This is a genomic window from Micromonospora sp. PRAS1, assembly GCF_059553435.1.
This window is the reverse complement of sequence record NZ_JCANNB010000049.1, coordinates 12,545-23,752: the sequence shown is the minus strand read 5'-3', so window position 1 is coordinate 23,752 and position 11,208 is coordinate 12,545. Positions and strand designations below refer to the sequence as shown.

At 71.9% G+C, this 11,208-nt stretch carries 13 protein-coding genes; 6 read left to right on the top strand and 7 right to left on the bottom strand.

The window, feature by feature from the left end; all coding sequences use genetic code 11:
• Positions 1 to 34 precede the first annotated feature (34 nt).
• Positions 35 to 1,090, bottom strand: coding sequence for an iron ABC transporter substrate-binding protein (locus AC507J_RS29450; RefSeq protein ID WP_496293291.1), 1,056 nt, complete (start codon positions 1,088 to 1,090; stop codon positions 35 to 37).
• A 123-nt stretch (positions 1,091 to 1,213) separates the two neighbouring features.
• Between AC507J_RS29450 and AC507J_RS29445 the strand changes: the two genes are divergently transcribed.
• Entirely contained in the window at positions 1,214 to 1,798 is a 585-nt protein-coding gene (locus tag AC507J_RS29445; protein ID WP_496293289.1) for an HhH-GPD-type base excision DNA repair protein, read from the top strand.
• A gap of 22 nt (positions 1,799 to 1,820) precedes the next feature.
• Here AC507J_RS29445 and AC507J_RS29440 read toward each other — a convergent pair whose 3' ends face one another.
• Both AC507J_RS29440 and AC507J_RS29435 read right to left on the bottom strand, forming a co-directional pair.
• Positions 1,821 to 2,135: a hypothetical protein gene (locus AC507J_RS29440; RefSeq protein ID WP_496293287.1), complete on the bottom strand. Its 315-nt coding sequence runs from the start codon at positions 2,133 to 2,135 to the stop codon at positions 1,821 to 1,823.
• Between the two features lie 2 nt (positions 2,136 to 2,137).
• Positions 2,138 to 2,437, bottom strand: coding sequence for a hypothetical protein (locus AC507J_RS29435; protein ID WP_496293285.1), 300 nt, complete (start codon positions 2,435 to 2,437; stop codon positions 2,138 to 2,140).
• A 104-nt stretch (positions 2,438 to 2,541) separates the two neighbouring features.
• On the opposite strand from AC507J_RS29435, the gene AC507J_RS29430 reads away from it, so the two are divergent.
• On the top strand, positions 2,542 to 2,898 hold the full coding sequence (locus AC507J_RS29430; protein ID WP_496293283.1) for a DUF3099 domain-containing protein: 357 nt from the start codon (positions 2,542 to 2,544) through the stop codon (positions 2,896 to 2,898).
• 5 nt (positions 2,899 to 2,903) lie between these two features.
• Here the strand turns inward: AC507J_RS29430 and AC507J_RS29425 are convergent, their stop codons facing one another.
• Together AC507J_RS29425 and AC507J_RS29420 are read right to left on the bottom strand one after the other, a co-directional pair.
• Entirely contained in the window at positions 2,904 to 3,827 is a 924-nt protein-coding gene (locus AC507J_RS29425; RefSeq protein WP_496293281.1) for a carbohydrate kinase family protein, read from the bottom strand.
• 67 nt (positions 3,828 to 3,894) lie between these two features.
• A complete protein-coding gene (locus AC507J_RS29420) occupies positions 3,895 to 4,830 on the bottom strand; it encodes a pseudouridine-5'-phosphate glycosidase (protein WP_496293279.1) in 936 nt (311 codons plus the stop codon).
• A gap of 88 nt (positions 4,831 to 4,918) precedes the next feature.
• Here AC507J_RS29420 and AC507J_RS29415 point away from each other — a divergent pair, with 88 nt between their 5' ends.
• The 3 genes from AC507J_RS29415 (at position 4,919) to AC507J_RS29405 (ending at position 7,779) form a co-directional block, all read left to right on the top strand.
• Entirely contained in the window at positions 4,919 to 5,137 is a 219-nt protein-coding gene (locus AC507J_RS29415; protein WP_341719707.1) for a DUF3039 domain-containing protein, read from the top strand.
• Between the two features lie 28 nt (positions 5,138 to 5,165).
• Positions 5,166 to 5,816, top strand: coding sequence for a trimeric intracellular cation channel family protein (locus AC507J_RS29410; protein WP_496293277.1), 651 nt, complete (start codon positions 5,166 to 5,168; stop codon positions 5,814 to 5,816).
• Positions 5,817 to 6,048: 232 nt separating this feature from the next.
• On the top strand, positions 6,049 to 7,779 hold the full coding sequence (locus AC507J_RS29405) for a DEAD/DEAH box helicase (protein WP_496293275.1): 1,731 nt from the start codon (positions 6,049 to 6,051) through the stop codon (positions 7,777 to 7,779).
• Positions 7,780 to 7,967: 188 nt separating this feature from the next.
• On the opposite strand, the gene AC507J_RS29400 is transcribed toward AC507J_RS29405, so the two are convergent.
• On the bottom strand, positions 7,968 to 8,201 hold the full coding sequence (locus AC507J_RS29400) for a DUF7455 domain-containing protein (RefSeq protein ID WP_093410327.1): 234 nt from the start codon (positions 8,199 to 8,201) through the stop codon (positions 7,968 to 7,970).
• 243 nt (positions 8,202 to 8,444) lie between these two features.
• The gene (locus tag AC507J_RS29395; protein ID WP_496293272.1) at positions 8,445 to 10,043 is read right to left on the bottom strand and encodes an RNA polymerase sigma factor; all 1,599 of its coding nucleotides are present in this window, start codon (positions 10,041 to 10,043) and stop codon (positions 8,445 to 8,447) included.
• 287 nt (positions 10,044 to 10,330) lie between these two features.
• On the opposite strand from AC507J_RS29395, the gene AC507J_RS29390 reads away from it, so the two are divergent.
• On the top strand, positions 10,331 to 11,152 hold the full coding sequence (locus AC507J_RS29390; RefSeq protein WP_496293327.1) for an inositol monophosphatase family protein: 822 nt from the start codon (positions 10,331 to 10,333) through the stop codon (positions 11,150 to 11,152).
• Positions 11,153 to 11,208 lie beyond the last annotated feature (56 nt).

The window sequence follows — 11,208 nt, the reverse complement described above, 5'->3', positions numbered from 1 at the left end:
GTGCGGGACGGCCCTGCGGTGGTCGGCGTAGCGGTCAGGGAACCAACCCCGAATTCTTGATCAGCGTGACGGTGGCGTCCAGCGTGTCCAGGTCGTTCAGGTCGATCTCCGGCACCGCCAGCTCGGCCAGCGCCGGCACGTACGCCGGGCCGGCCACGCCGCCGACCACCGGGTACTCGAAGGTCTGCTCGGCGAAGTAGGTCTGTGCCTCGGTGTCGAGCAGGAAGTCCACGAACTTCTGCACGTCCGGATCGGTGGCGGAGCGGTTGAGCACCCCCACGCCGGCCACGTTGACCAGGGCGCCGGTGTCGCCGCCGGGGAAGAAGTGCAGCTTGACCTTGAGCCCGTCCGGGGTGGTGCCCTGCTCCTTGGCGACCTCGCCCAGGTAGTAGTGGTTGACCAGGCCGACCGGTACGGCGCCGCTGTTCACGTCCTCGACGATCTTGACGTTGCCGTCGCGGATCTGCGGGTCGTTGGCCTTGAGCCCGGCCAGGAACTCCTCGGCCTTGGCGTCGCCGTGCTGCACCCGGATCGCGGTGACGAACGCCTGGAACGAGGCGTTGGTCGGGGCCAGAGCAACCTTGCCCTTCCAGGCCGGGTCGGTCAGGTCGAAGACCGACGCCGGCAGCTGGTCGGCCGGGACCAGGTCGGGGTTGTAGGCCAGCACCCGGGCCCGGGCGCTCACCCCGACCCACTGGCCGCTACCGGCGCGGTAGGTCGGCGGCACCTTTCCCGTGGTCGCCTCGGGCAGCGTGCTGAACATGCCGCGCTTGGCGACGGTGCCCAGCGCGCCGGCGTCCTGGGCGAAGAAGACGTCGGCCGGTGACTTGTCGCCCTCCTCGACCAGTTGGGCGGCGAGCTGCGCGGTGCTGGCGTAACGCGCCTGTACGGTGATGCCGGTCTGCTCGGTGAACTTCTCCAGCAGCGGCTTGACCAGCTGCTCATTGCGTCCGCTGTAGACGGTGATCTGCTTGTCGTCCGGCTTGCCCGGGTCGGTCGCGTCCTCCCCGCCGGAGCCGCAGGCGACCAGGCCGAGGGTGAGCACGCCGACGGCGAGCAGCGCGGCGGTGGAGCGGCGGTTCAGTGACACGGGGAGCCCTTTCTTCCGGCCAGGACGACCGTCCGGGCGAAGTTAGCACAGGCTAACCTCACTCCGGAATCCGGATGCGCGGCGGATCACGCCGGCCGAGGACGAAAAGGCAGGATGGAGGCCATGACACTCGCCCTGCCCATCGACCCGGAGGCCAACCAGTTGCTGCTCCGCAGTCCGCTGGCGCTGCTGACCGGGATGGTTCTCGACCAACAGGTCGCCATGGAGAAGGCGTTCTCCTCGCCGTACGTGCTGGCCCAGCGGCTCGGCCAGGACGACCTGGACGCCCGGGAGATCGCCGGGTACGACCCGGAGGCCCTGGTGGCCCTCTTCGCCCAGCCGCCGGCGCTGCACCGGTTCCCAAAGGCGATGGCCGCCCGGGTCCAGGAGGTGTGCCGGGCGCTGGTCGAGCGCTACGACGGCGACGCCGCCCGGCTCTGGGCCGACCCGGCCGACGGCCGTGAGCTGCTCGCCCGGATCGCCGCCCTGCCCGGGTTCGGCCGGCAGAAGGCGCAGATCTTCCTCGCCCTGCTCGGCAAGCGGTTCGGCGTGCGACCGCCGGGCTGGCGGGAGGCGGCCGGTGACTACGGCGACCCGGACGCCCACCGCTCCGTCGCCGACGTCACCGACGCCGAGTCGCTTCGCCTGGTCCGCGAGTACAAACAGCAGATGAAGGCGGCGGCGAAGGCGAAGACCGGCGGCGCCTGACGGCATGCCGCCGCACCTGCGGTCAGGCGGCGGCGCTCGGCTGGGCCAGCGCGGCGAGGGCCCGGCGGACGTCGGCCAGCGAGACGGTGGCCGAGTCGTCCAGGTCGGCGAGGCCAGCCTCGATCCACTGCCGCATCAGGGTGGTCACCCCGATGCCGCGGGCGTCGGCGACCGCGCGGACCCGCTCGTACGTCTCCAGCGGCAGCCGGACCGAGCGGCTCACCATCGGGGTGTCGGTGTCGGGGGTGGGCAGCTCCACCGGGCGGCTTTCGTCGATCAACTCGGCGAGCCGGTCGCCGCCGCTGTGGAACTGCTTGGTCGCGTCGTGACGGTCCATCGTCACCGCCTCCTCGTCTCCGGAGCTCTCCGCACGGCCTCGTCGTAGCGCTTGGTCTCGACGTCGCTCAGTTCGCGGGCGGAGAGGATGTCCCAGTCGTTGTCGGTCCCGTCGGCCTCGGCGAGCAGCACGGCCACCCGGCGTCCACGGCCGGTGGTGGCGTAGACCACCATCACGTCGTCTCCCAGGTGGCGGATGACCCGCCGGCCGCTGTGCAGCGCCTCCCAGACTTCCCCCGGCGTGACGTCGTAGACCCGCAGGTTGGACAGCGCCTCGTCGGTGAAGCTGAACCTGCTGCCCACGGGGCGAGCGTACCACGCACGTAATACGCAGGCCGCCGACGCGATACCTCGCCGTCCGTACGTTCCTGGTGTCAGGATGGGGCTGACCCCTGAGGAGGTACCAGGTGAAGCGTCAGGCGTACCGCCCGATCCTGATCACCGACGCTCCACGCAGCCAGAACGACCAGTTGACCACCCGGCAGCGACGGTACGTCGTGATGATGGGCGTCCGGGTGGCCTGCGTGATCATCGGCGCGATCCTGGTCGGCGTGAAGGCGCCGCTGCTCTGGCTCTGGCTTCCGCTTGTCGCGTTGGGCATGGTGCTCATCCCGTGGCTCGCGGTGCTGCTCGCCAACGACCGGCCGCCGAAGGAGGAACACCGGCTGGCCAACCGCTGGCGGTCCCGCCCGGCGGAGGACGCCCCGCCGAAGAGCCTGCCCGCCGAGGAACGACCGCACAAGGTCATCGACGCCGAACCCTGACCCGGTCAGCGGGCCGGACGGGCACCCAACTGGGAGACCGCCGCCGCGCCCAGGTCGGCGCCCCGGCGCAGCGCGGCGTCCGGTCGCACCCCGGCCAGCCACGCACCCAGCAGCCCGGCGGCGAAGGCGTCGCCCGCTCCGGTCACATCGACCGCCGCTACCCGGTGGGCCGCCGCCACGACGACCGTGCCGTCCCGGTCGACCCAGGTCGCGCCGTCGGCGCCCCGCTTGACCACCACCCGCCGCGCCGAGGCGATCAGCGCCCGCCCCTGCGCCGCCGAATCGAGCCCGCCGGCCAGTACGGCCGCCTCGTCCCGGTTCACCAGCAGCAGGTCCACCTCGCGTACCCAGGAGAGGAAGGCCGCCGCGCCGACCGCCCGCAGCGGGGCCGCCGAGGCGGCGTCGACGCTCGTGGTGAGGCCGCGCTCGCGGGCCACGGCCAACGCGCGCAGACCGGCCGGGCGGGAGCCGGCGTCCAGCAGGGTGTACCCGGACAGATGCAGGTGCACCGCCTCCGGCGCGCCGTCCAGTGCGGTGTCCACATGCCCGGGACGCAGCCGCAGGTTCGCGCCGCGCTCGGTGAGCATGGTGCGCTCCGCACCGACAGCCAGCACGATCACCGTGCCGGTGGCGTAGCCGGTCACCCGGTCCACCGCGCAGTCGACCCCGGCGGCGGCCAGCTCCGCCACCCGCTCCCGGCCTGCGGCATCGTCGCCGACCGCGCCGACCAGGGTCACCGGCACGCCCTGCGCGGCGAGCCAGCAGGCGGTGTTGGCGGCCTGCCCGCCCCCGGTGAACCGGATCGTCGCCGCGGTGTCCGACCCGGTCGCCGGTGGACCGCCGAGCACCGCCACCACGTCGGTGATCACGTCACCGACCACCAGGATCCGGCCGGCGGGCCGGCTGGTTCTTCCGTCCGCCCCGCTCACGCCGTCGTCTCGCTCCGGCCGATGGCGCGCGCTGTCACGTCGCGGTCTGCGGCGCTGGTTTGGGCGCTCACGCCGGTGCGTCGCCCTGTCGGGTGGCGGCGGCGACCGCGATCCGAGCGGCGAGGTCGGCGTTGCGCAGGATGATCCGTACGTTGACCGCCAGGCTCGCGCCCTCGGTGGCGGAGTGGAAGTGGGCCAGCAGGAACGGCGTCACGGCCTTGCCGCTGATCCCGTCGCGCTCCAGCCGGGCCAGCCCTTCGGCGAGCGTACGGTCGTGCAGTTCCGGGTCGAGCTGCTCCTCGGCAGGGAGCGGGTTGGCCACGATCAGACCGCCGCGGTGCACGCCGTGCCGCTCGCGGGCGGCCAGTACGTCGGCGATCAGCTCCGGCGAGTCGACCGACCAGTCCAGGTCGAAGCCGCCGTCGGTGATGAAGAAGCCCGGGAACCGGCGGGTGCGGTAGCCGACCACGGCCACCCCCAGCGTCTCCAGGCGTTCCAGGGTCGCCCCCACGTCGAGGATCGACTTGACCCCCGCGCAGACCACCGCGATCGGCGTCCGGGCCAGGGTGATCAGGTCGGCCGACTCGTCGAAGGTCTGCGCGGCCTCGCGGTGCACCCCGCCCAGACCACCGGTGGCGAAGACCCCGATCCCCGCCGCGGCGGCCACGGCGCTGGTCGCGGCCACGGTGGTGGCGCCGTCCGCCCGGGTCGCGGCGGCCACCGCGAGATCGCGTACGGAGAGTTTGGCCACCCCGTCCGCGGTGGCCAGTCGGGTCAACTCGGCGTCGTCGAGGCCCACCACGAGATCACCGCCGACCATGCCGATGGTGGCCGGCACCGCACCCGCGTCCCGGACGGCCTGTTCGATCTGCCGGGCCACCCGCAGATTGTCCGGCCGGGGCAGGCCGTGCGAGACGATGGTGCTCTCCAGGGCGACCACGGGACGCCGCTCGCGCAGCGCCTGGGCCACCTCGGAACCGAGGCGAAGGGGATAGTCGGTCACAGTCGCCCACCGTAGCGTGCCGCTTCGCTCCCCTCAGCTGGACCGGGCTCCCGGTGACCTGCCAGACTTGTCGGTTGGAGGTGCAGACGTGAGCACACAGGTCCTCGAGCGTCCGGAGCTGAAGGACGCCGACACCGGTCCGGAGATGTTCCACTACGTCCGGAAGGAGAAAATCGCCGAAAGTGCCGTCATGGGCACCTTCGTCGTGGCGCTGTGCGGGGAGACCTTCCCGGTGACGAAGTCGGCCAAGCCGGGCTCGCCGGTCTGCCCCAAGTGCAAGGAGATCTACGACTCGTACTCCGAGTGAGCCGCCATCGTCGGCGTAGCCTGCGGCGGTGACCACCTCCACCGCCCTGCTCCTGGCTGACCTGGCCGGCGTCGCGGTCTTCGCCGCCTCGGGCGCCTCCGCGGCGGTGGCCAAGCGGCTCGACCTGTTCGGTGTCGTCTTCGTCGGGTTCGTCGCCGCCCTCGGCGGCGGGATCGTCCGGGACCTCGTGATCGACGAGGTCCCGCCGCTGGCCTTCGCCGACTGGCGGTACGCGACCACCGCCGCGGTGACCGCGGCGGCGATCTTCTGGCTGCACCCGCAGTTCGCCCGGCTGCGCACCACCGTGCTGGTGCTGGACGCGGCCGGGCTCGGCCTGTTCACCGTCGCCGGCACCCTGAAGGCCCTCGACGCCCAGGTGCCGCCGGTCGGTGCCGTCCTGATCGGCATGATCACCGCGATCGGGGGCGGGCTCGTCCGGGACCTGCTGACCGGCGAGATCCCGGTGGTGCTGCGGCGGGAGATCTACGCCGTCGCGGCGCTCGCTGGCGCGATCCTGGTGGTGCTGCTGAACGGCCTCGGGCACACCGGGCCGCTCCCGCTCACCGGCGCGGCGATGCTTGTCTTCGGCGTACGCCTGGTGGCCCTGCGCCGGCGGTGGTCGGCACCGGTGCCGGCACCCCGGCCGCCGACCGGCACCCCCGGCCCGCCGCCGGGGTGAGCTGGACCGGACGGCAGGTGGCCCAGCCGGCCCGGCCGGGCCGGTAGTGGTGAACAGCACGGACCCACCCGGTGTGGCGTCGAGTGGGGGCGGCCGCCGGCGCTGGTTATGCTGAGTCGGCCTTCGCGGCTACGGATGCGCGGAGGCGTTTTCGTGGGCGGGGCTGCGTGTCCCTCGGCCCGGCCCGCTGCTTGCGGTCGGGACATCGTGCGGTCGGAGAGGAGCCAACCCCGTGGCAGCCCGGACGCCGGCGCTCGAGACATTTCCGCCCCTGCGGGCCTGGCAGCGCAAGGCGATGGTGGAGTATCTGCGCCGCCGGAGCGAGGATTTCACCGCGGTGGCCACGCCCGGTGCCGGTAAGACCACCTTCGCTCTGCGGATCGCCGCCGAGCTGCTCGCCGACGGCACCGTCGAGGCGGTCACAGTGGTCGCGCCGACCGAGCACCTGAAGAGCCAGTGGGCGGCTGCGGCGGCCCGGGTCGGCATCCAGCTCGACGCCGCGTTCCGCAACGCCGACCTGCACTCCTCGGCCGACTTCCACGGTGCCGTGGTCACCTACGCCCAGGTCGGGATGGCGCCGCAGGTGCACCGCCGGCGCACCATGACCAGGCGGACGCTTGTCATCCTCGACGAGATCCACCACGCGGGCGACTCGCGCACCTGGGGCGACGGGGTGAAGGCGGCCTTCGAACCGGCGGTACGTCGGCTGATGCTCACCGGTACGCCGTTCCGTTCCGACGACAATCCCATCCCGTTCGTCAGCTACGAGCGCGGCGACGACGGTCTGCTGCGCTCGCGAGCCGACTCGGTCTACGGCTACTCCGACGCGCTGCGCGACGGCGTGGTGCGGCCGGTGCTGTTCCTGGCGTACTCGGGGGAGACCCGGTGGCGGACCAACGCCGGGGAGGAGCTGGCGGCCCGGCTGGGCGAGCCGATGACGCAGGATCTCGTCGCCCAGGCCTGGCGTACCGCGCTGGACCCGGCGGGCGACTGGATGCCGCAGGTGCTGCGTGCCGCCGACGCCCGGCTGACCGTGCTGCGGGAGGCGGGCATGCCGGACGCCGGCGGCCTGGTCATCGCCACCGACCAGCAGGTGGCCCGCTCGTACGCCAAGCTCATCGAGCAGGTCACCGGGGAGCGGGCCGCGGTGGTGCTCTCCGACGATGTGGGCGCTTCGGCCCGGATCGCGACGTTCGCGGCGTCCGAGCAGCGTTGGCTGGTTGCCGTGCGGATGGTGTCCGAGGGCGTCGACATCCCCCGGCTGGCCGTCGGCGTCTACGCGACAAGTGCCAGCACCCCGCTGTACTTCGCGCAGGCGATCGGGCGGTTCGTCCGGGCCCGCCGGCCGGGGGAGACCGCGTCGGTCTTCCTGCCCAGCGTGCCGCACCTGCTCGGGCTGGCCAGCGAGATGGAGACCGAGCGGGACCATGTGCTGGGCAAGCCGAAGGACCGGGAGGGCTTCGACGACGACCTGCTGGACCGGGCCCAGCGCGAGGAGCAGGCCAGCGGCGAGCTGGAGAAGCGTTACGCCGCGCTCTCCGCCACCGCCGAACTGGACCAGGTGATCTTCGACGGCGCCTCCTTCGGCACGGCGGCCCAGGCGGGCACGCCCGAGGAGGAGGAGTACCTCGGCCTGCCGGGCCTGCTCACCTCGGAGCAGGTGGCGGCGCTGCTCTCCAAGCGGCAGGCTGAGCAGTTGGCCGCCCAGCGGCGTCGGGCCGCCGAGCGTACGGCCGAACCGGCGGGGGCGCCGGCCAGCCCGCCACCGCCGATGAGCGCCGCCCAGCGCCGGGTGGCGCTACGCCGTCAGCTCAACGCTCTGGTGGCCGCCCAGCACCACCGCACCGGTCAACCGCACGGCAAGATCCACGCCGAGCTGCGCCGTCTCTGCGGCGGCCCACCCAGCGCCCAGGCCACCATCGAGCAACTCGAAGAACGCATCGCCACCGTCCAAACCCTCTGACCCCCCCAAACCCTCTCCCCGGGCCCAACCCCGGGTCCAGTTTGGTTGATCATGAAGTTATTGTCCGAGGTAAGCGCTTACCCGGACAATAACTTCATGATCAACGACCATGCGGGAGGGGTGGGCAGGAAAGAGCCGGCCGGAGACATCCTGGGGATGTCTCCGGCCGGCTCGGCAGGTTATGGATCTCAGTTGGCCATCAGGTCGGCGCCGCGCCAGGTGAACTCCGGGTCCGTCGCGTACCGCACGGTGATCTTCACGAGATCTTCGGCGTACTTGTTCGCGTGGTGCCCACAGAACACAAGCTCGCTACCACCAGCGAGGGTGATCCGGAGCTTGCCGGCGGCATTGCAGCGGTCGCACCGTTCATCGGCGGCCGGGGGGCTCACCGTCTCGGGCGGCGGCGTGAGGGTCGGGGTCATCGCCTTCCTCCTCTGGTCGTCACCGATGAACACTCTCTTCGGTCTTGGTCACCTATCGTGCAACACCCTTGTCGGGCCTCGCCTTCCCTGTGTGCCCTCGGGGGACCGAGGTCACACCTGGCACGGACAGTGTGCCGTGCACCCAGGGTGCCACGTCAACGATCACATTCGTGCATCACCTGATCACCATGCGGCGTTGCACGCCAGGTGATCAAAAAGACACGATCAGTTGACGGATGCTGATCAATCAAGGTAGTCCCGTAGCACCTGGGAGCGCGACGGGTGGCGCAGCTTGGACATCGTCTTGGACTCGATCTGCCGGATCCGCTCGCGGGTCACGCCGTAGACCTGGCCGATCTCGTCGAGGGTACGCGGCTGGCCATCGGTCAGGCCGAACCGCAGGCGTACCACGCCCGCCTCACGCTCGGAAAGCGTCTGGAGCACCTGCTGGAGCTGGTCCTGGAGCAGCGAGAACGAGACCGCGTCGACCGCCACCACGGCTTCCGAGTCCTCGATGAAGTCGCCGAGCTGGCTGTCGCCCTCGTCGCCGATGGTCTGGTCGAGCGAGATGGGCTCCCGGGCGTACTGCTGGATCTCCAGCACCTTCTCCGGTGTGATGTCCATCTCCTTGGCCAGCTCCTCCGGGGTGGGCTCGCGGCCCAGGTCCTGGAGCAGCTCGCGCTGGATCCGGCCCAGCTTGTTGATCACTTCGACCATGTGCACCGGGATGCGGATGGTGCGGGCCTGGTCGGCCATGGCGCGGGTGATGGCCTGGCGGATCCACCAGGTGGCGTAGGTGGAGAACTTGTAGCCCTTGGTGTAGTCGAACTTCTCGACGGCGCGGATGAGGCCGAGGTTGCCTTCCTGGATGAGGTCGAGGAAGGCCATGCCACGGCCCGTGTACCGCTTGGCGAGCGAGACCACCAGGCGGAGGTTCGCCTCCAGCAGGTGGTTCTTGGCCCGCTCCCCGTCCCGCGAGATCCAGAGCAGGTCGCGCTGCATCTCCCGGACGAGCTTCTCCTCGCCCTCGTCGGCCGCGCGCAGCCGCTCGGCGGCGTAGAGCCCGGCCTCGATCCGCTTTGCCAGCTCCACCTCCTGCTCGGCGTTGAGCAGCGGAACCTTGCCGATCTGCTTGAGGTATGCCCGGACCGAGTCCGCCGAGGCGGTCAGCTCGGCATCCCGACGGGCCTGCTTGAGCGCCTCGGACTCTTCGTCGTCCCACTCGAAGTCGTTGTCGCTGGCGGAGCTCGCGGCGTCGGCCTCGGCGGCCTGGGCCAGCTCGGCCGGCTCCTCGACCACCACGTCCTCGATCTCGGCGGCCAGCTCCTCCGGGTCCACCTCGCCTTCGGCGCCGTCACCCTTGGCGGCCTTGCCGGCGGCCTTGGCGGGCGTGGTCGCGCCCGCTGCGGCGGCCACCGTCGCCTTGGTGGCCCGGGTGGTCTTCTTCGCCGGCCCAGCGGCCTTGGCGGCCACCTCGGCGGTCTTGCGCGAGGTCGCCTTCCGTGGGGCCGGGGCGGCGGCCTCCTCGGCGGCGGGCGCCTGCTTCGGCGCCGGCGCGGCCTTCTTGGTGGTCTTGGCGGTGGTGGCCCGCGACGCCGGGGTCGCGGAGCGGGCGGCGGCGACCCGGCGGCGGGTGCTGGCCGAGCCGTCGACCACCACGGTCACCCCGGCTTCGGAGAGCGCTCGCAGGATCTTCTTGGCCTGGGCCGGAGTCACCTCGGCGGACTCGACGGTGCGCGCGAGCTGGGCCGACGTGAGCTGGCCGCCGGCGCTCTGCGCGTGGGCGATCAAGGTGTCGGTGAGCGAGCGAACGTCGGCGCCGGTCTGGCGGGGTTCTGTCACGAATGACCTTCCGGAGGCGAAGAGCGAGCACGGCCGGATCGTCTGGCGCAGCGTGGGGCACCGTGCCGGGCGATGTGGTTGAGGAACCCCCGTGTCCCCGGCCGGCCGGTCGCTCGGCCGCCCGTGGCGCGTGGGCAGGGCTGAATTGTAACGCCGTCTGCGGCGATCATCCTGCGCCGCACGGCTGATCGGTGGCCTGGACCGCCGATTCGGTGCTCTTGTGGGCTTTGTAAGGATGATACCCGCGCAAAACTCGGAAACCCGGCCGTGCCGGAAGGGGACGGATGATGGATCGCTCGGCGCCACCGCCGCCGGAACTTCTGGAGATCGCGATCGACGTGGCACGGGACGCGGCGGCCACCGCGTACCGGATGCGGGCCGAGGGCGTCTCGGTCACGGCAACCAAGAGCACCGTCACCGACGTGGTGACCGCCGCCGATCGGGCGGTCGAACGCCAGATCACCGGCGTGTTGCGCCGGCTGCGGCCGGGTGACGCCGTGCTGGGCGAGGAGTACGGCACGGCAGAGCGCGACACGGACGTCCCGACGGGGGTGCGCTGGATCGTCGACCCGATCGACGGCACGGTCAACTACCTGTACGGGCTACCGCACTGCGCGGTGTCCATCGCCGCGGAAGTGGACGGCGAGGTGGTGGCGGGGGTGGTGCGCAACATCCACACCGGTGAGGAGTGGACCGCGACGATCGGTGGTGGCGCCTGGCGAGCCGGTCAGCGGCTGCGATGCTCCACCGAGACCGACCTTGGCCAGGCGCTGGTGGTCACCGGGTTCGGCTACGACTCGCGGCGCCGGGCTCACCAGGCCCGGGTGGTCGCGGAGTTGATCACGCACGTACGGGACATCCGCCGGCTCGGCGCCGCCGCCATCGACCTCTGTCTGGTCGCCGAGGGCCGGGCCGACGCCTATTACGAGAAGGGGCTGGCGACCTGGGATCAGGCGGCCGGTGCGCTGGTGGCAGCCGAGGCCGGTGTGCGGATCGGCGGGCTCAAGGGCCTGGCACCCGGACCGGACATGGTCGTCGCCGCCCCGCCGGCACTGTTCGACCCCCTGCACGACCACCTGGCCCGGCTGGATGCCTCCGGCGGCCCGTGACCCTCGACCGGTCGGGCGACCGTCGCTGCGGCCGTCCGGCCGGTCAGATCGGCCTG